Genomic DNA, 24,025 nt, shown 5'->3' on the forward strand with positions numbered 1-24,025 from the left:
CTCGCACGGCCGGTCTGGAGCATTTGCTCAATCCAGGGCCGCGGCGTGCGCGTGCTCGCGGGTGGCCAGGAACTCGATGTCCGGCCAGCGTTCCTGGGTCAGCTGCAGGTTGACCCGGGTCGGCGCGATGTAGACCAGTTCGCCGGCGGCGTCGATGGCCAGGTTCTGCGCGGCCTTCTCGCGGAATTCCTCGAGTTTGCGGGCGTCCTTGCAGCGTACCCAGCGTGCGGTGCTGATCGAAATCGGCTCGAACGTGGCGTCGACCGAATACTCGTCCTTCAGCCGGTAGGCGACCACGTCGAACTGCAGGGTGCCGACCGCGCCGAGGATCAGGTCGTTGCTCATCAGCGGCCGGAAGAACTGGGTGGCGCCTTCCTCCGACAGCTGCGCCAGGCCCTTCTGCAGTTGCTTCAGCTTCAGCGGGTCGCGCAGGCGCGCGCGGCGGAACAGTTCCGGGGCGAAGTTCGGGATGCCGGTGAAGCTGATCGCCTCGCCGGCGGTGAAGGTGTCGCCGATCGAGATGGTGCCGTGGTTATGCAGGCCGATGACGTCGCCGGGGTAGGCGGTCTCGACGTGTTCGCGGTCCGAGGCCATGAAGGTCAGCGCGTTGGCCAGCTTCACCTCCTTGCCGCTGCGCACATGGAACGCCTTCATGCCGGCGTCGAAGCGTCCGGAGCAGACGCGCAGGAACGCCACGCGGTCGCGGTGCTGCGGGTCCATGTTGGCCTGGATCTTGAACACGAAGCCGGAGAACGCCTCTTCCTGCGGCGAGACCTCGCGCGCGGTGGTGGCGCGCGGCTTCGGCGCCGGCGCATGCTCCACGAAGAAATCCAGCAGCAGCTGCACGCCGAAGTTGTTGACCGCCGAACCGAAGAACACCGGCGTCTGCCGGCCGGCCAGGTATTCGGCCTGGTCGAACGGATGCGAGGCGCCCTCGACCAGTTCCAGCTCGTCGCGCAGTTCGGCCAGCATCGGCGCGCCGATGCGCTCGGCCAGCGCCGGGTCGTCGAGCGAGGCGAAGATGGTGGAGTCCTGGCGGGTGAAGTTGCGGCCGGGTTCGAACAGATGCACTTCGCCGGTCAGCAGGTGCACCACGCCCTTCAGGCGCTGGCCCATGCCGATCGGCCAGATCACCGGTGCGCATTGGATGCCGAGCACCGATTCGACCTCGTCCAGCAGCTCGATCGGCGAGCGGCCCTCGCGGTCGAGCTTGTTGATGAAGGTCATGATCGGCGTGTCGCGCAGGCGGCAGACCTCCATCAGCTTGATGGTGCGTTCCTCCACGCCCTTGGCTACGTCGATCACCATCAGCGCCGAGTCGACCGCGGTCAGCACGCGGTAGGTGTCCTCGCCGAAGTCGGCGTGGCCGGGGGTGTCGAGCAGGTTGACGATGCGGCCCTCGTACGGGAACTGCATCACCGAGCTGGTGACCGAAATGCCGCGCTCCTTCTCCAACGCCATCCAGTCCGAGGTGGCGTGCCGGGCGGCCTTGCGGCCTTTCACCGAGCCGGCCATCTGGATGGCGCCGCCGAACAGTAGCAGTTTTTCGGTCAGGGTGGTCTTGCCGGCGTCGGGGTGCGAGACGATGGCGAACGTGCGACGGCGTGCCGTCTGCAGGGCGTGTTCGGAGCTCATGGGGCGTTTTGCCTGAAAAATCAACGCGTAATTATAGCATCGCGGGGCGGGCCCGCCCGCCGGCGGCGCTTGCCGTTCAGGGTGATACGATCACCGAACCGTCCGCCGCGCGCAGGCGGAACGGCACCGATTCCAGCCGCATGCCGGCGTTGACCTGCACCGCGAAGTGCAGATGCGGCCCGCGCGAGTAGCCGCTGTTGCCGCTTTGCCCGATGACCGCGCCGGGCGCCACCCATTGCCCCGGCTTGACCGTGATGCTGCCTTGCATCAGATGCGCATAGACCGCCATGCTGCCGTCCTCGTGCAGGATGCGCACTAGGTTGGTATTGTCGCGGTCCAAGGCGCGGCCGCCATCGTCCGGAAAGCCGTCCACCGCCTCCATCACCGTGCCGCTACGCGCGGCCAGCACCGGCGTGCCCATAAGTAGCGCGAAATCCACGGCGTAGGCGTTGGCGGCGTCTTGGTGGCTGGCCTCGCCATGGAAACCCTGGCTGATCGACCCGTCGGCATAGGCGCTGAACGGCTGGCGGTATTCGCTGCCGTCATGCCTGGCCGGTTTGCCGGGCACCGCCGTCAGGCGCAGGCCGGCCAGTCCGTCGGCGGCCACGCCGTCGATCCGGAACCGGCCCGGACCGTTCAGCACCCGTTCGTCGAGCACATGGCCGTCGGGTGCCGACAGCCGGATCTGGACCGGTCCGAACAGCACGGTTTCGACGCTGACCGCATCCGCGCGCGCCTGCCGATTGAGCACCAGTTCGGTGTGGGCGCCCGCCGGCCCGGCCAGCAGCAGCGCCAGCGCGCCGAGGACTCCGTGCCGGCTCACGCGGCGAAATAGTCGTCGATCGGCTGCGGCCGGTGGATGCCGAAGCCCTGCACCTTGTCGACGCCGAGCGCGCGCAGCTGCGTGCCCAGCTCCTCGGTCTCGCAGTGTTCGGCGACCGTGGTCTTCTTGAGCACATGCGCGATTTCGGTGATGGCGCGGATGACCGACTGCGACAGCTCCGAGGTCTGCATGTCGCGCACGAAGCCGCCGTCGATCTTGAAGATGTCGACGTCCAGGGTCTGCAGGTACTTGAACGAGCAGAAACCCGAGCCGAAGTCGTCGAGCGCGAAGCGGCAGCCCAGCCGGCGCAGTTCGGCGATCAGCGCCTGCGCGTGCGCCAGGTCGTGCATGGCGCTGGTCTCGGTGATCTCGAAGATGATCTTGTACGCCGGGAAGCTGGAGCGCGACAGGCGCTCGCGCAGGAACGGCGCGAAGCTTTCGTCCTGCATCGAGCCGGCCGACAGGTTGATGGCGCAGGCCGACACCGTGCGGGCCTCGGCCGGGTGCGCCTCCATCCAGCCCAGGACCAGGTCGATCACGTGCCGGTCGATTTTCGGGCCGAGCTGGAAACGCTCCGCCGCCGGGATGAACAGGCCGGGCGGGAGCAGCCGGCCGCTGCCGGGTTCGCGCAGACGCAACAGGATCTCGAAATGCCGGCCTTGCCCGGCGCCGTCGCCGAGCGTGCGGATGTCCTGGCAATGCAGCTCGAACAGGTTCTGGTTCAGCGCCTGCCGGATGCGTACCGCCCATTGCATGGCGTCGGTACGGTCCTGCAGCGCGGCGCTGTTCTGGTCGGCGATGCACAGACGGTTGCCGCCCAGCTCCTTGGCGGTGAAGCAGGCGGCGTCGGCCTGCGACAGCAGCTGCGCATAGTCGCCCTGGCCGGGCTTGAGCGTGGCCAGGCCGATGCTGGCGGTGGTCGACAGGATATGCCCGTCCCAGCCGGTACGGAAGGATTCGACCGCGCGCAGCACGCGTTCGGCACGCAGTTCGGCCTCACGGCCTTGGCATTGGAACAGCAGGGCGAACTCGTCGCCGCCGATGCGGAATACGCGGTCGCCGGGATACAGGCTGGTGCCGAGCAGGGACGCCACGGCTTTGATCAGGGCGTCGCCGGCGGCATGACTGGCGGTGTCGTTGACCAGGGTGAAGTGGTCGAAATCGAGATAGCCCAGGGTCCATGGCGCGCCGGTCGAGTCCAGCAGGCCGCGTGCGGTCACCTCGAACGCGGTCCGGTTCGGCAAGCCGGTGTCGATGTCGGTGGTGGCGCGGTGGAACAATTGGCGCGACGACTTCCGGATTTCGTGGGTGCTGGCCATCAGAATCATCGGAAACAGGGCCAGCAGCACCAGGAACACCAGCAGATACAGGCGGTCGGTCATCTCGGTCGGCGGTTCGAATCCGCTCAGCCCCAAGCCGATCATGTTGGCGATGGCCAATCCGGTGACCGCATTGCCGAATGCGGTCCAAATCGGCGGCAGGCGGATGGCGCTCCAGACCACCAAGGCCACCGGTACCACCGAGAGGCCCAGGACGTAGCTGCTGCGGCCGAAGCCGCTCATGAAGATCAGCAGCAGCGACAGCGTCAACAGCACCAGCCACAGCAGTTTGCCGCGGGCGCCGGCGTAGTCGAGCTCGGCGGCGGCCTCGACCGATTCCCGCGTGCGCGACAGGGCCAGCAGGGTGGCCGGCGTGATGCAGACGATGCCGAGCAGGTCGCCCAGCGCCCACTGCAGCACGCTGGGCCAGAACAGGTTGCCGGCGGGATCGCCGATCAGGCCCAGGCCGCCGATGCCGACCAGGCCGCTGACCAGCGACATCAGCATGGCGGCCTGCAGCAGCAGGAAGCCGCCGCGGATGGACAGCATGCGCTCCTCGCCGCGCCAGCGCAAATACAGCAATGCGGCGACCAGCCCGCCGACATTGGCGCCGATGGACACCACGGTGAGCAGTCCGGGCTCGCGTTCGAACAGGCTATGGAACAGGAACAGGGCGACGGCCAGCGGCAGGCACCAGATCAGGCCGTAGCGCAGGGCGAAGGCCAGGGCCAGGCCGGAGGCCGGCCAGAGCAGCGATACCTGGTCGGGCGCGCCGATGGACGCCAGCGCCAGGTAGCAGAGCGCGAGATAGAGCACGACGAAGGTCGTGACCTTGCCCCATGTCAAGCTGCGAAAAGCCTCTTTCACGGCGTCGTCCCCCGTTGCCGATCGCGGGAAGCCCTATCCCTGCCTCAGCATTCAATCACATTTACCGCCAACCCGCCACGCGAGGTCTCTTTGTACTTTTCGGCCATGTCGCGGCCGGTGTCGCGCATGGTTTTGATCACCTTGTCGAGCGAGACGAAGTGGCTGCCGTCGCCGCGCAGGGCCATCCGGCTGGCGTTGATGGCCTTGACCGCGCCCATGGCGTTGCGTTCGATGCAGGGAATCTGCACCAGGCCGCCGATCGGGTCGCAGGTCAGGCCCAGATTGTGCTCCATGCCGATTTCGGCGGCGTTCTCGATCTGCCCCAAGCTGCCGCCGAGGGCCGCGGCCAGGCCGCCGGCAGCCATCGAACAGGCCACGCCGACCTCGCCCTGGCAGCCGACTTCGGCGCCGGAGATCGAGGCGTTCTCCTTGTACAGGATGCCGATCGCGGCGGCGGTCAGCAGGAAATCGCGCACGCCTTGGCTGTTGGCGTTCGGACAGAAACGGTCGTAGTAATGCAAGACCGCCGGAATGATGCCGGCGGCACCGTTGGTCGGCGCGGTCACCACGCGCCCGCCGGCGGCGTTTTCCTCGTTCACCGCCAACGCGTACAGATTGACCCAGTCGAGTACGGTCAGCGGGTCGCGCAGGGCCGCTTCCGGGCGCGCCAGCAGCTCGCGCATCATCGCCGGCGCACGCCGCGCCACTTTCAGGCCGCCCGGCAGGGTGCCGCCGGTGCGGATGCCGCGCTGCAGGCAGGCCTGCATGGCCTGCCAGATCGCGTCCAAGCCGGCCGCGATGGCCGCGTCGTCGCGCCAGACGCGCTCGTTGGCCCACATCAGCTGCGGGATGCTCAGGCCGTGCCGTTCGCACTGCGCCATCAGTTCGGCGCCGCTCTTGAACGGATACGGCAGCGCGGTGGTGTCGGCGGTGATGCGGTCCTGCGCGGCCTCGTCCTGGTTGACCACGAAGCCGCCGCCGACCGAATAGTACTCGCGCACCGCCAGCGGTTCGCCGTTGGCGTCGAAGGCGCTGAAGCGCATGCCGTTGCTGTGGAACGGCAGTTTCTGGCGTTTGTTGAACACCAGGTCGGTCTTCTCGTCGAAGGCGATGCTGCGCTCCGGCGTCAGCCGCACGCTGCGTTCGGCGCGGATGCGCTCCAGCATCGGCTCGATGGCGTCGGGGTCCACGCTGTCGGGCCATTGGCCTTCCAGGCCGAGCAGCACCGCCTTGTCGGATCCATGGCCGCGGCCGGTCAGCGCCAGCGAGCCGAACAGCTCGGCCTTGATGCGCGTGCAGTCCTGCAGACGGCCTTCCTCGACCAGCCACTTCTGCACGAATCGCGCGGCCGCGCGCATCGGTCCGACGGTATGCGAGGACGAAGGACCGATGCCGATTTTGAACAGGTCGAAGGTGCTGACTGCCATGCGATGACGCCCGTGCGCTAGAATCGAGCGCCTATGATGCCAAAAAGCGCGCCGCCATGCTCACCCTGATCCAACGCGACGATTGCGCCTTGTGCGATGAGGCCTGGGAGGTCCTGCACGCGGCCGGCGTGCGCGATTTCGAGCCGGTCTACATCGACGGCGATGCGGCGCTGGAAGCCCGCTTTGGTGCCCGTGTGCCGGTGCTGGCCGACGGCGCGCGCGAGCTGGACTGGCCATTTGACGCCGAACGGCTGCGTGACTGGCTGGCTTAGCCCTTGGGCTGCAGCACCACCTTGGTGCTGACCTTGATGTCGTTCGGGATCAGACCGGTGTCGGCCCATTCACCGCCGCCCACGCCGAAGTCCAAGCGCTTGACGGTGGCGGTGCCGCTCAGCACCGGCTTGGCGCCGGGCGTCCAAGTGAAGTTGAGGGTCACCGGTTTGCTGACGCCGCGCAGGCTCAGCACGCCGTCGGCGGCGAAGCGGTTGCCGCCCAACGCCCGGAATTTGCTGGCGGTGTAGCGCGCCTGCGGGTATTTGCGGCTGTCGAAGAACGCGCTGCCGCGCAGTTCGCCGTCGTAGTCCGGGTTGCGGGTGGTGGCGGTGGCCAACGGAATGGCCACATCCAGCCGGCCGATGGCCGGTTTGGCCGGATCGAAGCTGATCCGGGTGCTGAAGCCGGGGAAGGTGCCGTTGAAGGCTTCGCCTTGGTAGCTGCCGGAAAAACCCAGGGTAGAACCGGGCGCCTGCACGTAATCGGCGGCGTGGGTGGCGGTAGCGGCCAGCGCGAGCGCGGCGGCGAGAACGGGGAAGGCGTATCGGGTCATGGCAGTCGTCCGGTCATGCGGTTGAGGGTGTCGTCTTTCTTGAGGTAATGGTGGTACAGCGCGGCGCCGGCATGCAGCACAAGCAGCAGCGCGAGCAGGTAGAAGCCGGATTCGTGCAGTTCGTGCGCCAGATGCTTGAGTTCCGGGTTGTAGCCGGTGAACAGCTTCGGCAGGGCCAGCACCCCGAACCACTTCAGCGGGAAGCCGGCGGCCGAATTGAACAGCCAGCCGCTGAGCGGCAGCGCGAACAGCAGGACATACAGCGCCCAGTGCACGGCTTTGGCCGCCAGCTGCTGCAGGCGGGGCGCCGGGATTTCATCGGGCGCGCCGGCGACGAGGCGCCACAGCAGGCGCAAGGCCGCCAAGGCCAATACGGTCAGCCCGACGCTTTTATGCAGGGCGTAGACCTGCACCTTCAACGCCGAGTTCGGCAGTTCGGTCATCACCAGGCCGACCACGGCCAAGCCGATGACCAGCAGGGCGGTCAGCCAATGCAGCGCGATGCTGACCTGGCCCCAACGTTCTTTGGAATTGCGGATCATGGCGTGTCCTCCCCGGTGGTGTCGCCGCTGCGCACGGCTTCGATGGCGATGTCCAGATGTACGCTGTCGCCGACCAGCGACGGCCAGGCGTCGATGCCCAGCGCGCGGCGGCTGAGGTCGGCACTGGCCTGCAGACCGAGCGTCTTGCGCAAGGTCAGTGGATGGCGTTTGTGCGCATTCAATATGGTAAGCAGTGTGACCGGCGCACGGGCGCCGGCCAGTTCCAGTTCGCCCTCGACCTGCCACAGCGTATCGGAGACCGGACGGATCGCCGTCGAACGGAAGCGGGCGACCGGATGCGCGTCGGCATCGAGAAAATCACGCAATACCTTGCGGTTCCAACCGGCGTCGCCCATGTCCAGTCGGGCCAGCGGAATCTCGACCTCCACCCGCGAGGCGGCGATGTCATCCTCGTCGAACACGATCCGGCCGGTCGGCCCCGACAGGGTGCCGATGCTCGGCGACAGGCCGGCGTGCATCACCCGGAACGCCACCCGGGTATGCACCGGATCGATGGTATAGGACGCGGGCTGCGCCCAAGCCAAGCCGGGCAGGGCGAACAGCAGGGCGCTGGCCAGTCGTTTACGCAAGGTCCGGGCTCCGGTGGAATCTCGGACAATCATAGGCCATGCCGGCGGCGGCGGCGCGGCTTTGGGCCGAAAACTCTGTTCCATGTCCGCAACGGCTTCCGGCCCGCCGGGAATGCATCTATGATGGACGGAAATCAAGAGCGCGCCCGCGCGCCGGGGAAAACCGCATGTTCCGTCACTGGCTGTTGGCCTTCGCGCTGTGCTGTGCTTCCGTCCTGCCGTCCGCCGCGCAGGTTCCGGCGCAATCCCAGTTCCGCTATCTGGGCGTGCAGGACGGCCTGCCCAATCCGCTCATCCACGCCATCGACCAGGACCGGGAGGGTTACCTCTGGGTCGGAACCAAGGACGGCCTGGCCCGTTTTGACGGTGGCCAGTTCAAGGTCTATCGGCACACCCCCGGCGACGACCGCTCGCTGCCGGCCAACTCGGTCACCGTGCTGCACGTCGATGCCCGCAACCGGATCTGGGTCGGCGTCGAGGGCTTTGGCCTGTACCGGATGGACGACGACCATAACGGCTTCACCGCCGTGCCCCTGCTCAAGGACGAGTCGGCGCTGGACATCTGGGCCATCGCCTCCGACGCCCAAGGTGCGGTTTGGTTCGGCACCTTCGGCAACGGCTTGTTCCGCATGGCGCCGGATGGCGCAATCCGGCATTTCCTGCCGACGCCCGGGCAACCCGGGCTGCCGGACGAGAACGTGTTGTCCTTGGCGTTCGATGCCAAGGGCACGCTCTGGATCGCCACCAGTTCTGGCATCGTGCAGTGGCGCGACGGCCGCTTCATCGCGTTCGATAACAGCCGGCTGAGTTCGCCGGTGGTGTTGAACCTGATGCCGGATCCGGATTTTGGCATGTGGATCGCCACCCGCAGCGGCCTGAATTTGGCCGGCCCGGATGGCGGCGTACAAGTGCCGGAATGGAGTGCGCAGTTGAGTGAAGCGCGGGTCATGGGCGTATTGGCCGATACCGACGGTTCACGGGTATTCATGGCAAGACGTGGTCTGAACCGGTTGTCCGGCGGCCGCATCGAGCAGCTGTATCCGGGTGATCTGTTCGTGGCCGCGTTCCGCGACCGCTCGGGCGGCTTCTGGTTCGGCGGTGAAAAAGGACTGCTGCGGCAGCCGGCGGCTTGGCGGAATTTTTCGGCGATTCCCGTCGGCGGCAAGCAGCCCGGCACGCTGCGCAACACCCGCATCCGCAATTATCTGGATCTGGGGGACGGCAGCTTCCTGATTAGCGGCAACTCCGATCGGATCGACCGCTATTGGCCGCGCGATGGGCGCTTGCAGCCTTTCCCTTTACCGTCTTCGCCGGATGCGCCGGCGATGGTCGACACGATGATCAAGGACAGCCAAGGCCGGATCTGGCTGGGCGGCGACCGCGCCAACGGCAACGGCCTATGGCGTTTCGATCCGCGTGACCGCTCCCTGCGCGCCTGGCACTCCGACAGCCCGGCCGATGCGACCCTGCTCGGTCCGACCAAGCATCTGTGGCAGACGCCGGATGGTACGGTCTGGGTCGCCTATTACGGCGGCGGATTGCAGGCGCGCGACCCCGACAGCGGCAAGGTGTTGGTCGACATCACGCCGAAAAGCGGCCACGGCCTGCGGTTCCCGGATACCGAAGGCCTGTTCACCGGACCGGACGGCCAGCTCTGGCTGGTCGGCGGCGAAGGCGTGCTACGCTGGGATCCGAAAACCAAGCGCTTGCTGCCGGTATCCGGCGCGCCGGACGAGCGTGTCTACAGCGCGTTGCTGACGGCGCCGGATACGCTGTGGCTCGGCCGGTTGGGCGTGCTGGAAGTCTACCGTTGGCGTGATGGCGCGCTCCATCGGGCCGATGCGGTCGACGCCGGCGATGGACTGCCGGCGGTCGAACCGTCCGGCATGGCCGCAGGGCGCAACGGCGAGCTCTGGATCACGTCCCAGCGCGGCCTGATCCGTTATGATTTGCGGAAACGGCGCGTGCGGGTATACGGCATCGGCGACGGCTTGCCGGGTCAGGAATTCGCCGACCGGCCGCCTTATCTCGGTGCCGACGGCCGCGCTTTCGCGCTCAGCCCGAGTGCCTTGGTGCTGTTCCAGCCGAACCGGCTGGCGGCGGCCGGCGAGCCGCCGCATCTGGTGATCGAGCAGGCGGCCGTGCGCCGCGGCGAGGACCAGTTGCTCCTCGACCACCGCGCGCGGATCGTGCTGGAGCCGGGCGACCGCGACTTCAGCGTCGACGCGTTGCTGCTGGCGTTCGACGACGCCGCCACGCACCGCTTCCGGTCGCGGCTGTCGGGCTACGATCCGGACTGGGTCGAGATGGGCGTCAGCGGCAAACGCAGTTTCTCGCGCCTGCCGGCCGGGGATTACCGCCTGGAGGTGATCGCCGCCGGTGCCGACGGCGAATGGTCCGCGCCGACCGTGCTGCATATCCGCGTGTTGCCGCCGTGGTGGATGGCCTGGTGGGCTTATGTCGCCTATGCCGGCATTCTGGTGCTGGCGGTGTACGCCCTGGTCGTGTTCAACCGCGAACGCCTGAAGCGCCGGCACCGCCTCGCGATGGAAGTTCAGGAGCGCGAGCTGGTGCTGAAAGGGTCGGAGGCCAAATCCCGCTTCCTGGCCAATCTCGGCCATGAAATCCGTACGCCGATGACCGGTGTGCTGGGCATGACCGAACTGCTGCTGTCCGATCCGCTGCCGGAGGTCACCCGGGGCCGGGTGCAGTCGATCAAGAAGGCCGGTGAACACTTGCTGCGGCTGATGAACGATGCCTTGGATCTGTCCAAAATCGAGGCCGGTCAGCTAGAACTCGATATCCAGCCGTTCGATCTGCAGGTCCTGTTGCAGGATGTGCACGCCTTGCTGGCGCCGGTGGCGGCGGCCAAGGACCTGCGCTTCGACTTGGACATCGCGCCCGGCGTCGGCCAGGCCTATCTGGGCGACAGCGGCCGAATCCGGCAGATTCTGTTCAACCTGGGCAACAACGCGATCAAGTTCACCGCCGCCGGCAGCGTGCGCGTCACGGTCACTTCGCTGTCGCCGAAGGGGCTGTCGATCGCGGTCACCGACACCGGCCCGGGCATGACCGAAGAGCAATGTGCCCGCCTGTTCCAGCGTTTCATGCAAGCCGATGGCGCGCGGACCGCGCAACGCTTCGGCGGCAGCGGCCTGGGCCTGGCCATCAGCAAGGAATTGGCCGGTTTGATGGGCGGTGACATCACGGTCGTCAGCACGCCTGGTAGCGGCTCGACGTTCACCGTCAATCTGCCTTTGGACGAATCGGCTGCTGCGGCCGTGACCGGACCGGAGTCCGCACCGGCCCCGTCGCGTGCCGTGCACGCGCGTACCATCCTGCTGGTCGAGGACGACGAGACCATCCTGTCGGTCGTCGGCCAGCTGCTACGCGCCGACGGCCATGTGGTGCGGGAGGCCTGCAATGCCTTGGAGGCTTTGGCCCAAAGCGCGCAGGCGCGCTTCGATGCGGTGTTCTGCGACGTCGATCTGCCGGGCATGGACGGCCTGGAGCTGACCCGGGTCTGGCGCGCGCAAGGCATGCGCGCGCCGATCATCGCCCTGACCGCGCGTACCCAGGCCGATGCCGAACAGCAATGCCGGGAGGCCGGCATGGACGGCTTCCTGCGCAAGCCGGTCACCGGTGCGCAGCTGCGCCGGGCGCTGGAGTCGGCGCTCAGTTGAGGCTGGTCTGGCCGGCGATGAACTGCCAGGTGCGGGTGATGTAGAGCAGCGACGGGTCTTCCGCCGTTTTCGGCAGGGCCGGGAACGGCTCGGCCAGACGCACGATGTCGCCGGCGGCGCGGTCGAGCACCCGGTTGCCGCTGGATTTGACCACGGTGATGTCTTCGATGCGGCCGTCGCGGCGGATTGCCACGGTCAGGATCAGCTGGCCGCTCAGCCGGTTGAGCAGAGCCTGCTGCGGGTAATTGGCGTTGCCGACGCGTTCGACCTTGCGCACCCATTCGTTCATGTACTGCGCGTAGGCGTACTCACGGGTGCTGGCGGTGATGTATTTGTGCCGGGTGGCGCGCGCCTGCAGGTTCTGTTTGCGGCTGAATTCGTTGGCCAGCTTGGCCAAAGCCAGGCTCTGCTCGACCAGTTCGGCGCCTTCCGGCAGCGGCTCGGCGCTGGTCGGTTTCTGTTCGCGCGCGCGCGGAGTGCGGTACTCCGCCGGTTTCTGCGTGGTGACCAAGCGCTGTACCGGTTCCGGTTCCGGCGGCGTCTTCTGCGCCTGCATCGGCACCGGCGCCTGGCCCGGATCGGTCTGCGGCAGCTGCGAGAGCTGGTCGTCGAGCGGCCGTTGCGCGCGTTCGGCGGAACCGCCGCCCTGATTGTCGGTCTGGGCCAGGAAGTCGGCCTTTTCCGGTTTAGCGGCGCTGGCGGTCGGGCTGAGCACCACGTCGAGCGTCGGCGTCACCGGCGCGGCCTTGTTGAGGGTGAAGCCCACCCCCAGCACCACCACGCCGTAGGCGATGCTCGACAGGATCAGCGTTCCGGTCAGGCGGTCCTTGGCGGAAATCCGGCCGCTCATTTGCGGTCCAGGCGGGCCTCGATGGCGTCCAACAGCAGGCCGGCGATGTTCAGGCCGAACTGGGCGTCGAGTTCGCGCACGCAGGTCGGGCTGGTCACGTTCACTTCGGTCAGGTAGTCGCCGATCACATCCAGCCCCACGAACAGCATGCCGCGCGCCTTCAGCCAAGGTCCGACCTGGGCGGCGATCCAGCGGTCGCGTTCGGTCAGCGGCCGGCCTTCGCCGCGGCCGCCGGCGGCCAGGTTGCCGCGGAACTCGTCGCCCTGCGGGATGCGGGCCAGTGCGTAGGGCACCGGCTCGCCGTCCACCAGCAGGATGCGCTTGTCGCCGTCGCGGATTTCCGGCAGGTACTTCTGCGCCATGGTCAGCGCGCCGTCGCCGATCAGGGTCTCGAGGATCACGTTGAGGTTGCCGTCGCCCTGGCGGATGCGGAAGATCGAGCGGCCGCCCATGCCGTCCAGCGGCTTCACCACCACGTCGCCGTGTTCGCGGATGAAGGCCTTGAAGTCGGCCGCGTTGCGGCTGACCAGTGTTTCCGGACAGCAGTGCGGGAACAGCAGCGCCGCCAGTTTCTCGTTCAGGTCGCGCAGGCCCTGCGGCCGGTTCACCACCAGTACGCCGGCGTCCTCGGCCATCGACAGCACCTGGGTGTCGTGGATGAATTGGGCGTCCACCGGCGGGTCTTTGCGCATCAGCACGGCGTCGAGGCCGCGCAGCGGCCGCAGGGTCTCTTCGCCCAGGGTGAAGTATTCATGGTCGCGGTCTTCGACCCGGATCGGGGCCAGCCGTGCCGAGGCTTCGCCGCCGCGCACGCCGAGGCTTCCGGGCGCCACATAGTGCACCGTATGGCCGCGGCGCTGCGCCTCCAGCATCAAGGCGAAGGTGGTGTCCTTCACCGGCTTGATCTTCTCGATCGGATCCATCACTACCGCGATGTGTCTGTTCATGCTTCGGCTCGCTGTCCGGACGGGTTGGGTATGCTAGATTGGGCGGCGGAAAAAGGACTTGGCGAAATCCGATTCCGGCCCTTATTATGGCAGAGTACGTGTTTCCGCCGCCGACAGGCGAACAAGAGACGTTTTTTGGGGATTTTGATGGATAGTGCAGAACTCAAGGGCTTGCGGGTCATGGTGGTGGACGATTCCAAGACCATCCGCCGCACGGCCGAGACCCTGTTGGCGAAGGAGGGCTGCACGGTACTGACCGCCGTCGACGGCTTCGAGGCCTTGGCGATGATCGCCGACCAGCAGCCCCATATCATCTTCGTCGACATCATGATGCCGCGTCTGGACGGTTACCAGACCTGCGCCCTGATCAAGAACAACCAGCAGTTCAAGAATACGCCGGTGATCATGCTGTCGTCCAAGGACGGCCTGTTCGACAAGGCCAAGGGCCGCGTGGTCGGCGCCGAGCAGTACCTGACCAAGCCGTTCACCCGTGACGAACTGCTGTCGGCCATCCGCCGGTTCGTGCCCGAACTGAAGGCCTGACGCCATGGCCGCCCCGTCCGCATTCGCACGGCTGCAGGATTACGAACGGCGCTCGATCGCGCACGTCGCGGCTGCGCCGGAAGTCTCGGAGGAGCCCGGCCATTGGCGCGCGGTGGCTTACCGGCTCGGTCCGCACCCGCTGGTCTCGGCCTTCGACCAGGTCATCGAAATCACCGGCATTCCGCCGATGACGCCGGTGCCGCGCAGCGAGCCCTGGCTGCTGGGCGTGGCCAACTCGCGCGGCAACCTGCTGCCGATCGTCGACTTCAAGCTGTTCATCTTCGGCGAACGCACCCTGATCCACGAGGGCCAGCGCATGCTGGTGGTGCAGCAGCCCGGCGGCATGGTCGCCGTGGTGGTCGACGAACTGTTCGGCCAGCGCTTCTTCAACGACTCGCAGCTGGTCGATGCCGCGGACGCGTTCGCCGAGGGCCGTCTGGGCCATTTCGTGTCCAAAGCCTATGCCGCGGCCGGCAAGACATGGGGGGTATTCGACATGGATCTGTTGACCAGGACACCGGAGTTCAGGCAAGCCGCGGCCTGAGCGCGGCGACAAAAAATTCGTTAGGGGAAAACACAGCATCATGAGCACTAAATTCCGTTCCATGGCCGACAAGCTCGGCAGCTTCAGCCTCAAGTTCTGGGCGCTGGTCCTGATCCTGGCCCTCGCGGTGTTCGCGGCCAACTTCTTCGCATCGAACTACTACAGCGCCCGGGAGAACCAGGCGCGCGCGCTCAGCTCCGAGCTGCAGGTGCTGTCGCAGAAGCTGGCGAACTATTCCAAGGAGTCCGCCGCCGGCAACGCCGACTCGTTCGCCGAATTCAAGGCCACCAAGGAGCGCATCGCGGAAATCGTGGCCACGCTCAACAAGAGCCACAACGCGCTCGGCGCCCAAGGCGCGCTGGCGCAGGTCAGTAAGACCTGGGGCACCATCTCCGGCAACGCCGACCAGATCCTGAAGAGCGAGAAGGAGCTGGTGTCGCTGTCCAATACCGCCAACCAGTTCAACGCCCGCGTGCCGCAGCTGTCCTCGCGCCTCAGCGAGGTGGTGAACGCCATGTCCGACTACAACGCCCCGGCGCAGCAGATCAACCTGGCCAACCGCCAGATCGTGCTGGTCGACCGCATGGCCCGGCGCGTGACCGAAGTGGTCGCCGGCGGCGAGAAGTCGGTGTCCGCCGCCGACGCGCTGTCGCGCGACACCGCGGCCTTCTCGCAGGTGTTGGCCGGCCTGAAGTCCGGCAACCCGGACTGGAACGTGGCGCCGGTGGCGTCGCCCGCCGCGATGAACTCTGTGGTCGCCGCCGAGCAGCTGTTCGCGCAGGCCGAGAAGGAGATCAAGGCCGTGCTGGACGCCTCCAGCAACCTGTTCGAAGTGCACCAGGCCGAAAGCGCCATCTCGCTCGACGCCGCGGTGTTCCTGGAGGACAGCGAGAACCTGTACAAGGCCTACGACAACATCAACCTGCGCCGCGCCTTCCCGAACACCTATATCACCCTGGGCTCCGCCGGCGCCGCGCTGCTCAGCATCGTGTTCCTGCTGCTCAGCATCTTCCGCACCCAGACCGTGCAGCTGTCCAAGTCCAAGGAGACCAACCAGCAGCAGCAGCAGGCGATCATGCGCCTGCTCGACGAGATCGACCCGCTGTCGAACGGCGACCTGACCACCAAGGCCACCGTGACCGAGGACTTCACCGGCGCCATCGCGGACGCCATCAACAACACCGTGGACGAGATGCGCCTGCTGGTCGGCACCATCAACGACACCTCGGTGCAGGTGTCCTCGTCGGCCCAGGAGACCCAGGCCACCGCCGCCCAGCTGGCCGAAGCGGCCGAACAGCAGGCGCTGCAGATCGAATCGGCCTCGCGCCAGATCACCGTCATCGCGTCGAACATCGACGACGTCTCGCGCCGTTCGGCCGAATCCGCCGACGTGGCCATGCGCTCGGTGCAGATCGCCTCCAAGGGCGCCGACGTGGTGCGCCAGACCATCCACGGCATGGACAACATCCGCGGCCAGATCCAGGAGACCGCCAAGCGCATCAAGCGCCTGGGCGAGAGCTCGCAGGAGATCGGCTCGATCATCGAGCTGATCAACGACATCGCCGAACAGACCAACATCCTCTCGCTGAACGCGGCCATCCAGGCGGCCTCCGCCGGCGAGGCCGGCCGCGGCTTCGCGGTGGTGGCCGACGAAGTGCAGCGCCTGGCCGAGCGCGCCTCGAACGCGACCAAGCGCATCGAGACCCTGGTGCAGACCATTCAGTCCGACACCAACGAAGCGGTCAACTCGATGGAGCAGACCACCGCGGAAGTGGTGGCCGGCGCGCGCCTGGCCGAGGACGCCGGTCTGGCGTTGGGCGAGATCGAAACCGTGTCGGGCGACCTGTCGAAGCTGATTCAGGACATCTCGCACGCCTCCAAGGAGCAGTCGCAGGCCGCGGGCGGCATCACCGAAGCCATGGCCGTGATTCAGGAGATCACCAAGCAGACCTCGCAGGGCGCCGGCCACACGGCCGAGTCGGTCGGCAACTTGGCCAAGCTGGCGGCGGATCTGCGCCGCTCGGTGGCCAACTTCAAGCTGCCGGGCTGACCGCCGAGACGCGCATCGGCCCGCCGGCCGTCCGAACACGATTCCGCCAAGGTTCTGCATGAAATCTCTCAGTCCCATCGATGTCACCGTCCTGACCTGGCTCAAGCCCGAGCTGGACGGCACGCTGCAGCAGGCCCGCGCCGCGCTCGAACGCTTCGCCGAAGAAGGCGGGGGGCCGGCCGCGCTGCGCGAATGCTTCGGCCATCTGCACCAGGCCGCGGGCACGCTGGGCATGGTCGAACTGACCGGCTCGGCGCGCTTGGCCGAGGAAATGGAACAGCTGGCGGCGGGGCTGGCCGACGGCTCGGTGCCGGGCAGCGACAGCGCCTACACCCTGCTGATGCAGTGCATCGTGCAACTGCCGGATTACCTGGAGCGCCTGCAGAACGGCAACCGCGACGTGCCGGCGGTGCTGTTGCCGCTGATCAACGAGCTGCGTTCGATCCGCGGCGAGCCGGCCTTGGGCGAGGAGTCCGTGTACTCGGCACCGACCCAGCACCCGCTGCCGGGCGCGGCCGTGGCGCGCATCCAGGCCGCGGCCGCCGGCGAGGACATCGCCGGGCTGTCGCTGCAGTTCCAGGCCCATCTGCAACGCTGGCTGGCCGCCGACGACCCGCAGGCTGCCGGCAATCTGGGCGAGGTCTGCCTGCGCATCGCCGCGCAATCGCGCGACGACGCCGACCGCAAGCTGTTCTGGGTCGCCTCGGCGCTGCTTGACGCCTTGGCCGGCGGCGCCGTCGCCGCCGATGCGGCGCTGAAGCGGTCGCTGACCAAGGTCGACCAGGAGGTCAACCACCTCAACAACCGCGGCATCGGCGAAATCCGTCAGCTGTCGCCGGTCCGCATCACCCAGGAGCTGCTGTATTTCGTGTCCCGCCACGCCCCGGCCACCGATCGCCTGGCCGAAGTCGAGGCGGCCTTCGAGCTGGCCTCGCTGGTGCCCGACGAGGACGAGATCCGGCATGCCAAGAGCAGCCTGCTCGGCCGCAACAACGCGCTGCTCGACAGCGTCGCGGCGGTGATCAAGGAGGACATCCTCAAGGTCAAGGACAGCCTGGACATGGCGATCCGCCAGTCCGACAAGAATCCTGCCGACATGGCGGCGGTGCTCGATGTGCTGACTCGCGTCGAGAATACGCTGGCGCTGATCGACGCCGAGGGCGCGCGCCGCCACATCCATGAAAACCGCGAGACCATCGGCGCCTACGTCGAAGGCCGCAGCGCGCTCAGCGACGCCGAACTGATGGAGATCGCCAAGTCGCTGCTGTCGGTCGAGTCGATGCTCGACCAGCACGGCGGCGAAAGCGCGGCTTCGCGCCAGGCCCAGATAGCCGGCGAGTTCCTGTCCTCCGCGCAGTCGCACCAGCTGCTGGACGCGTTGATCCGCGAGTCGATCGTCAATTTCCTGCAGGTCCGCCAGGCCTTCGTCGCCTTCGTCGAGAGCTATTGGGACCATCAGCAGCTGGAATCGATTCCGGGCCTGCTCAAACAGGTGTCCGGCGCCCTCGCGATCCTGGAGTACACGCCGGTCTCGAACTACATCGACGCCGTGAGCGCCTATACCCGCGTCGAGCTGATCGAGCGTCAGGGCATTCCGGGCGCCGAGCAGATGGAGCGCTTGGCCGAGGTGCTGGCCAGCATCGAGTACTACCTGGAATCCGTGCGCGACCGCCGTCCCAACCGCGAACGCATCCTCGACATCACCGAAAAAGGGCTGGAAGCCCTGCAGTATTGGCCTCTACCCGAACAGCACGCGCATGTTCCGTCCGCGCCGCCGTCGGTTGCGGCTCCGGTCATGGCCGAGTCTGTGCACGCGCCCGTGCCGGAAAAACCGCAGCCGGCTTCCGTCGCGGCCCCCGTTATCACCGTGTCGACGTCCGATGCGCACGGCGATGCCGTGCCCGGTTTCGACATGGAGGCCGAAGGTATCGACGACGAAATCCGTGAAATCTTCCTCGAGGAGTTCGCCGAAGAGCGTACGAATCTGGACGGCTTCTACGCCGACTGGCGCGGCGATCCGGACAACATCGAGTTGGTGCGTCCGATCCGGCGCGTGTTCCATACGCTCAAGGGTAGCGGCCGCCTGGTCGGTGCCAAGGTCCTGAGTGAATTCAGCTGGAAGATCGAGAGCCTGTTGAACCGCGTGCTTGACGGTTCGCGTCCGCCCAGCGCCGCCGTATTGGCCATGGTCGGCACCGCGGTGGATACGCTGCCGCGCTTCCAGAAAGCCCTGCTGGGCGAACGCGCCACGGTCGACATGCAAGGCTTGTGCGATGTCGCCGAACGCTTGGCTGCCGGCGAAGACGTGATTTACCAGCCGAAGCCGGCCTCGGTCGTTCCCGCCGGCGAGCCGGAGGTTTTCGTGGCCCCGGTGGCGGAAGCCGCTCCCGAGCTGCCGCAGGTTGCGGCGCCCGCGCCGGCCGCGCCGGTCATCGATCCGGTGCTTTTGGAAATCCTGCGTCCGGAGATCGGCGGCCATCTCGAGACACTGAACGCCTGGCTGACGCGTTCGGCCGCCTCCGGCCATGCCGAATTCGAGGATGCCGTATTCCGCGCCATCCACACCATGAACGGCGCGTTCGCGATGTCGGAAGTCGGTACGCTCGTCGGTGTTCTGGCGCCGGCCGAAGCCTTGGTGCGGCGCGGCATCGCGCATCACGCCAGCGCCGATTCGGAAATTCTGGCCGGCTTGGCGCAAGTGGCCGATGCCGTGCAAGCCACCTTGGACGACCTGAGCGCCAACACGGCGCCGTCGACTTATCCGGATCTTGAGGCCTGGATCGCCGCCTTGCGCGACCGTCTGCCGGATATTCCGCTTTCCGTGCCGACACCGGCCGCCATGGCCGACATCGACGCGCAACGCCTTGAAGCCGAACAGCTTGAAGCGGAACGCATCGAGGCGGAGCGCATCGAGGGCGTTCGCCTTGAAGCCGAGCATCTTGAAACGCAGCGCCTGCTGGCCGAGCGCTTGACTGCCGAAGCTGCCGTTGCCGAAGCTGCCGCTGCCGAAGCTGCCGTCGCCGAAGCTGCCGCCGCCGAAGCTGCTGCCGCCGAAGCTGCTGCCGCCGAAGCTGCTGCCGCCGAAGCTGCTGCCGCCGAAGCTGCTGCCGCCGAAGCTGCTGCCGCCGAAGCTGCTGCCGCCGAAGCTGCTGCCGCCGAAGCTGCTGCCGCCGATGGCTTGGACGGCTTGACCATGGAAGAGCTGGAGCGCCTGACCGACCCGAATTACCGCGCCGATGAGCCGCCGGCGGTTGATATCGACGTATCGGCCGATGTCGAAGTGCCGGTCGAGCCGGCCGCGCCGGTAATCGTGTCCGAAGTGCCGGTCGTGGTCGAGGCGGCGGCGCCCGAAGAAACCACCGCGCCCGCTGAAGAAACCGCAGATCAGGCCTTGGACATGCACGGCCTGGACGAGGAATTGCTCGACATCTTCACCGAGGAAGCCAAGGACCTGCTGGATCAGAGCGACAACCTGCTGGTCGCGTTGAAGCAGGCCGGCTCCGGCATGGAGCCGCTGTTCGGGCTGCAGCGCAATTTGCATACGCTCAAGGGCGGCGCCCGCATGGCCGGCCTGTTCGGCATCGGCGAACTCAGCCATAGCCTGGAAAGCTTCATCCAGCACAGCGCCGACGCCGGCACGGTGCCGGCCGCCGGCCGCATCGCGGTCATCGAGCAGTCGCTCGACGCCCTGCACCGGATGAGCCACAGCGTGGAAGAGCGGCGCGCGCCGGAGGCGCCGGAGCGCCATATCCGCCTGCTCGAAAGCGGACTGGCCGAAACGCAAGCCGCCGCCGGCATGCCCTCGGCCGCCGACAGCGCCGAAGCGGCGGGCGGACTCAAACCGCTGTCCGGTCCGATCGAAGTCCAGGACCTGGATGCCGACGAAGGCCTGCGTACGCCGCAGGAAGTGGTGCGCATCCGCGCCGATTTGCTCGATCAGTTGGTCAATTTCGCCGGCGAAGTCGCCATCTACCGCGCCCGTCTGGAACAGCAGCTGACGCAGTTCAAGACCAACCTGGTCGAACTCGACCAGACCACCTCGCGTCTGCGCGAGCAGTTGCGCCGCCTCGACATCGAGACCGAGGCGCAGATCGCGGCCCGCAACATCCGCGAGGCCGACCAGGGCAAGCAGGATTTCGATCCGCTCGAGCTGGACCGCTTCACCACCCAGCAGCAGCTGTCGCGTTCGCTGGCGGAATCCTCGAACGACCTGATCAACCTGCAGGCCACGCTCGACGACCTGACCCGCCACCACGAATCGCTGCTGCTGCAGCAGTCGCGGGTGAGCTCGGAGCTGCAGGAAGGCCTGATGCGCACGCGCATGCTGCCGTTCGAAACCCTGTTGCCGCGCCTGCGCCGCGTGCTGCGCCAGGCCGCGCAGGACGCCGGCAAGCAGGTCGAGCTGCGCGTCGACGGCGCCCACGGCGAAATGGACCGGACCGTGCTCGACCGCATGATCGCGCCGCTGGAGCACCTGTTGCGCAATGCCGTGGCGCACGGCATCGAATCGCCCGAACAGCGCCGCGCCGCCGGCAAGCCGGAAACCGGCGTGGTGTCGGTCAGCATCGCGCCGGAAGGCACGGAAGTGGTGCTCAGCGTGCGCGATGACGGACGCGGCCTGGACAGCGCGCAGATCCGCCGCAAGGGCATCGAACGCGGCCTGATTTCCGACGACGCCGAACTAAGCGAACAGCAGGTGCTGGCGTTGATCACCCAGACCGGCTTCTCCACCGCCGACAGCGTCACCCGTCTGGCCGGTCGCGGCATCGGCATGGACGTGGTCAGCAAGGAGATCGGCAACCTCAACGGCAGCCTGGGCATCCAGAGCACCGGCGGGCGCGGCACCGAATTCGTCATCCGCCTGCCGCTCAACCTGGCGGTGACCAAGGCGGTGTTCGTCAAGATCGGCGACAGCCAGTTCGCCATCCCGATCGCCTCGGTCGACGGCGTGGGCCGCATCGGCCGCGAGGAGCTGGAGGAAAAGCTGCGGCTCGAGGTGCCGGAGTTCAACTACGCCGGCAACCGCCACAAGATCTACGACCTCGGCGGCCTGCTCGACCTGCCGTCGGCCAAGGCCGTGGGCAGCATGCAGATGCCGATGCTGCTGTCGAAATCCGGCCAGGACCGCATCGCGATCTGCGTCGACCAGGTGCTCGGCAGCCAGGAAATCGTAGTCAAGCCGGTCGGCCCGCAGGTCACCTCGGTGCCCGGCGTGTACGGCGCCAGCATCATGCCCGACGGCGGCGTGGTGGTCATTCTCGACCTCGCGCCCCTGGTCCGCCACAACGCCGCGCGTCAGGTGCCGAAGGTGGCGCAGGCCGCCGAAAGCACCGGCCGCTCGATGCCGCTGGTGATGGTGGTCGACGATTCGATCACCATGCGCAAGGTCACCTCGCGCATCCTGGAACGCAACAACTACGAAGTGCTGACCGCCCGCGACGGCGTCGAGGCCATCGAGAAGATGGCCGAGCAGGTGCCGGACCTGGTGCTGCTCGACATCGAGATGCCGCGCATGGACGGCTACGAAGTGGCGCAGAACATGAAGGCCGACGCCCGTCTGCAGCACGTGCCGATCATGATGATCACTTCGCGCACCGGCGAGAAGCACCGCCAACGCGCGTTCGACCTCGGCGTCGAGCGCTATCTGGGCAAGCCGTACCAGGAGTTCGAGCTGATGCGCCAGGTCAACGAGGTCTTCAAGAAGTAGTCCATGAACGCATCGGGAACACAACGGATCGTCGTCCTCGGCCACGAGGGACATGCCCGCGACCAGCTGGTCACGGCCTTATCCGACCTGGGTGCGGTGCCGGTCTGGGTCGGCACGCCGTCGCAGAGCGACCCGTCCGCGCTGTCCACGCTCAATCCGAACCGCTTGGTGATCAGTCTCGATCCCACCATCGAGCTCGAACTCGAACCGTACGGCGACCTGCTCGGCCAGCCCGGCATCACCGTGCTGTTCGATGACGCCGAGACCACCCGCGGCCTGAGCGGCTGGGATCTCAACCGCTGGGCCCGCCATCTGGCCGCCAAGCTGCTCGGCCGCAGCGATTTGCCGGCCGAGCACGGACCGCGCGCGGCGACCGTGGATGACGCCGGGCCGGTAGACGCGCTGGTCGATGCGTCGGTGACGGTTCCCGTCGGTCTGGAATCCGTTGCGGAAGCGGCGGAGCCGGTCGAGCCGGCGGTTGCCGCCGCCGCAAGTGAACCCGTCGCGCCGACCCCGGTCTGGCAGGACGACGGCGAATACGACAGCCTCGAATTCGACCCGAACGAGCTGGAAGCGGCCCTGCAGCAGTTGGATCGCAACCTGTCCAGCAGCTACAGCGCGGATGAAGTCAAAGCCGCCAATTTCGAGAAGCTGGAGCCGCTGAGCGAACAGGAACAGTCGGCCTTCCGTCTCGACGACGAAGACCGCACGACGGCGGCATCCGCAGCGCCGGAGGTTGTCGGAGTGGACTTCACCCCGGTACCGCAGCCCGATAATTTCGATCCACCGGTGATGTCGGTGCGCGGTGTCCCTGACGAGGGCCCGGTCGAACCGACCGACGACGACCTGAAACGGCTGATTGCCGAGGCCGAAGACCTGGAAAACCGCCTGATTCCGGACGACATCCCTCTGGCGTCCGATGCGCCGGTATTCGATAGCCGGGCCGCCGCTTCGGAAATACGCCCGGACGCCGTGCCTGAAGCGCCGAAACCCCGCGTGTTCGATCTTTCGCAGTTCTCGTTGGTGGAGGATGGCGCGCCCATGCCGACCGCCGAGCCGCCGTCACCAGTGCCCCCTGCGGTGCCGGCAGCGGCCGTTGCGCCGTCATTCTCGGCCGGATTCGGCATGGCCGAGCAAGGCGCCGCCGAGGACAGCGCCGACAACGAGGGACGTTTGTATCTGGCCATCTCCGGCATCGGCGGGCCGGGCGCGGTGCGCAGTCTGGTCGAAGCCGTACCGTCCGGCTTCACCGGCATCCTGGCGCTGTCGCAGCAATTGGCGGACGGACAGCTGGCGCGCCTGTGCGGCCAGCTGCAGAAGGTCACCGCAGTTCCGGTGCGCGTCTGCGAACCCGATGAATACCTGCATGCCGGCACCATCTACCTGATGCCGCCGGAATACGGCATCCTGCCGTCGCCTTTGGGCTACCAGTGCCGCGCCGCCGGCGGGCTCAAGCCGTTCATCGACGAAAGCGATCCCGAGTCGCGGATATTGGTGCTCAGCGGCGGCAATCCCGATCTGGCGCAGCCGCTGATCATGGCCGGCATGGTCAGCGGCAACGTGCGCGCGCAGGACCCGGACAGCTGCTACGAACCGACCTTGGCGCGCGAGCTGGTCAACATCGGTGCGCCGACGCTGCCGCTGGACGGCATGGGCGCCTGGTTCACGTAAA

The 24,025-nt window shown here is 67.2% G+C and carries 16 protein-coding genes; 7 read left to right on the forward strand and 9 right to left on the reverse strand.

Features of this window, described 5'->3' with window-relative positions:
• Positions 1-27 precede the first annotated feature (27 nt).
• The 4 genes from IEV56_RS05265 to IEV56_RS05280 all read right to left on the reverse strand — a co-directional run bounded on the left by IEV56_RS05265 (position 28) and on the right by IEV56_RS05280 (position 6,071).
• A complete protein-coding gene (locus IEV56_RS05265) occupies positions 28-1,635 on the reverse strand; it encodes a peptide chain release factor 3 (RefSeq protein ID WP_188448513.1) in 1,608 nt (535 codons plus the stop codon).
• Positions 1,636-1,711: 76 nt separating this feature from the next.
• Positions 1,712-2,458, reverse strand: a complete 747-nt coding sequence (locus IEV56_RS05270; protein WP_188448514.1) for a M23 family metallopeptidase — start codon at positions 2,456-2,458, stop codon at positions 1,712-1,714.
• Entirely contained in the window at positions 2,455-4,644 is a 2,190-nt protein-coding gene (locus IEV56_RS05275) for a putative bifunctional diguanylate cyclase/phosphodiesterase (RefSeq protein WP_188448515.1), read from the reverse strand. Before IEV56_RS05275 ends, IEV56_RS05270 begins: the two co-directional genes overlap by 4 nt.
• Before the next feature lie 44 nt (positions 4,645-4,688).
• Entirely contained in the window at positions 4,689-6,071 is a 1,383-nt protein-coding gene (locus tag IEV56_RS05280; RefSeq protein WP_188448516.1) for an L-serine ammonia-lyase, read from the reverse strand.
• 56 nt (positions 6,072-6,127) lie between these two features.
• Here IEV56_RS05280 and IEV56_RS05285 point away from each other — a divergent pair, with 56 nt between their 5' ends.
• Entirely contained in the window at positions 6,128-6,343 is a 216-nt protein-coding gene (locus IEV56_RS05285) for a glutaredoxin family protein (protein WP_188448517.1), read from the forward strand.
• Here IEV56_RS05285 and IEV56_RS05290 read toward each other — a convergent pair.
• The 3 genes from IEV56_RS05290 to IEV56_RS05300 are packed head-to-tail and all read right to left on the reverse strand — an operon-like array spanning position 6,340 to position 8,029.
• A complete protein-coding gene (locus IEV56_RS05290) occupies positions 6,340-6,897 on the reverse strand; it encodes a YceI family protein (protein ID WP_188448518.1) in 558 nt (185 codons plus the stop codon). The two genes, IEV56_RS05285 and IEV56_RS05290, sit on opposite strands and share 4 nt — an antisense overlap.
• Positions 6,894-7,439 (reverse strand): cytochrome b, encoded by a 546-nt coding sequence (locus IEV56_RS05295; protein ID WP_188448520.1) that lies wholly within the window; start codon positions 7,437-7,439, stop codon positions 6,894-6,896. The genes IEV56_RS05290 and IEV56_RS05295 overlap by 4 nt, the downstream gene beginning before the upstream one ends.
• On the reverse strand, positions 7,436-8,029 hold the full coding sequence (locus IEV56_RS05300; protein ID WP_188448522.1) for a YceI family protein: 594 nt from the start codon (positions 8,027-8,029) through the stop codon (positions 7,436-7,438). Before IEV56_RS05300 ends, IEV56_RS05295 begins: the two co-directional genes overlap by 4 nt.
• A gap of 167 nt (positions 8,030-8,196) precedes the next feature.
• Between IEV56_RS05300 and IEV56_RS05305 the strand changes: the two genes are divergently transcribed.
• Positions 8,197-11,712 carry a hybrid sensor histidine kinase/response regulator gene (locus tag IEV56_RS05305; RefSeq protein WP_188448525.1) on the forward strand — a complete coding sequence of 1,172 codons (3,516 nt, stop codon included), beginning with the start codon at positions 8,197-8,199 and terminating at the stop codon, positions 11,710-11,712.
• Here the strand turns inward: IEV56_RS05305 and IEV56_RS05310 are convergent.
• Positions 11,705-12,562 carry an energy transducer TonB gene (locus IEV56_RS05310; RefSeq protein ID WP_188448527.1) on the reverse strand — a complete coding sequence of 286 codons (858 nt, stop codon included), beginning with the start codon at positions 12,560-12,562 and terminating at the stop codon, positions 11,705-11,707. The genes IEV56_RS05305 and IEV56_RS05310 overlap by 8 nt on opposite strands.
• The gene (gene gshB / locus IEV56_RS05315; protein WP_188448529.1) at positions 12,559-13,509 is read right to left on the reverse strand and encodes a glutathione synthase; all 951 of its coding nucleotides are present in this window, start codon (positions 13,507-13,509) and stop codon (positions 12,559-12,561) included. Before gshB ends, IEV56_RS05310 begins: the two co-directional genes overlap by 4 nt.
• A 147-nt stretch (positions 13,510-13,656) precedes the next feature.
• Between gshB and pilG the strand changes: the two genes are divergently transcribed.
• From pilG to IEV56_RS05340, 5 genes are read left to right on the forward strand one after another with little or no spacing between them, the layout of a single operon-like run.
• Positions 13,657-14,052 (forward strand): twitching motility response regulator PilG, encoded by a 396-nt coding sequence (gene pilG / locus IEV56_RS05320; RefSeq protein ID WP_188448531.1) that lies wholly within the window; start codon positions 13,657-13,659, stop codon positions 14,050-14,052.
• A gap of 4 nt (positions 14,053-14,056) precedes the next feature.
• Positions 14,057-14,596, forward strand: coding sequence for a chemotaxis protein CheW (locus IEV56_RS05325; RefSeq protein ID WP_188448534.1), 540 nt, complete (start codon positions 14,057-14,059; stop codon positions 14,594-14,596).
• A 40-nt stretch (positions 14,597-14,636) separates the two neighbouring features.
• On the forward strand, positions 14,637-16,646 hold the full coding sequence (locus IEV56_RS05330; protein ID WP_188448536.1) for a methyl-accepting chemotaxis protein: 2,010 nt from the start codon (positions 14,637-14,639) through the stop codon (positions 16,644-16,646).
• A gap of 58 nt (positions 16,647-16,704) precedes the next feature.
• A complete protein-coding gene (locus tag IEV56_RS05335; RefSeq protein ID WP_188448538.1) occupies positions 16,705-22,353 on the forward strand; it encodes an Hpt domain-containing protein in 5,649 nt (1,882 codons plus the stop codon).
• Between the two features lie 3 nt (positions 22,354-22,356).
• Positions 22,357-24,024, forward strand: a complete 1,668-nt coding sequence (locus IEV56_RS05340; protein ID WP_188448540.1) for a chemotaxis protein CheB — start codon at positions 22,357-22,359, stop codon at positions 24,022-24,024.
• Position 24,025 lies beyond the last annotated feature (1 nt).

Origin of the sequence: Arenimonas maotaiensis (assembly GCF_014638745.1) — a bacterium.
In the GTDB taxonomy this organism is placed as follows: domain Bacteria; phylum Pseudomonadota; class Gammaproteobacteria; order Xanthomonadales; family Xanthomonadaceae; genus Arenimonas; species Arenimonas maotaiensis.

Excerpts from the sequence above, each read along its gene's own strand:
- IEV56_RS05265 (WP_188448513.1), bottom strand. The coding sequence starts at position 1,635 with ATGAGCTCCGAACACGCCCTGCAGACGGCACGCCGTCGCACGTTCGCC.
- IEV56_RS05280 (WP_188448516.1), bottom strand. The coding sequence starts at position 6,071 with ATGGCAGTCAGCACCTTCGACCTGTTCAAAATCGGCATCGGTCCTTCG.
- IEV56_RS05285 (WP_188448517.1), top strand. The coding sequence starts at position 6,128 with ATGCTCACCCTGATCCAACGCGACGATTGCGCCTTGTGCGATGAGGCC.
- IEV56_RS05290 (WP_188448518.1), bottom strand. The coding sequence starts at position 6,897 with ATGACCCGATACGCCTTCCCCGTTCTCGCCGCCGCGCTCGCGCTGGCC.
- IEV56_RS05295 (WP_188448520.1), bottom strand. The coding sequence starts at position 7,439 with ATGATCCGCAATTCCAAAGAACGTTGGGGCCAGGTCAGCATCGCGCTG.
- IEV56_RS05305 (WP_188448525.1), top strand. The coding sequence starts at position 8,197 with ATGTTCCGTCACTGGCTGTTGGCCTTCGCGCTGTGCTGTGCTTCCGTC.
- IEV56_RS05310 (WP_188448527.1), bottom strand. The coding sequence starts at position 12,562 with ATGAGCGGCCGGATTTCCGCCAAGGACCGCCTGACCGGAACGCTGATC.
- gshB (WP_188448529.1), bottom strand. The coding sequence starts at position 13,509 with ATGAACAGACACATCGCGGTAGTGATGGATCCGATCGAGAAGATCAAG.
- pilG (WP_188448531.1), top strand. The coding sequence starts at position 13,657 with ATGGATAGTGCAGAACTCAAGGGCTTGCGGGTCATGGTGGTGGACGAT.
- IEV56_RS05325 (WP_188448534.1), top strand. The coding sequence starts at position 14,057 with ATGGCCGCCCCGTCCGCATTCGCACGGCTGCAGGATTACGAACGGCGC.
- IEV56_RS05330 (WP_188448536.1), top strand. The coding sequence starts at position 14,637 with ATGAGCACTAAATTCCGTTCCATGGCCGACAAGCTCGGCAGCTTCAGC.
- IEV56_RS05335 (WP_188448538.1), top strand. The coding sequence starts at position 16,705 with ATGAAATCTCTCAGTCCCATCGATGTCACCGTCCTGACCTGGCTCAAG.
- IEV56_RS05340 (WP_188448540.1), top strand. The coding sequence starts at position 22,357 with ATGAACGCATCGGGAACACAACGGATCGTCGTCCTCGGCCACGAGGGA.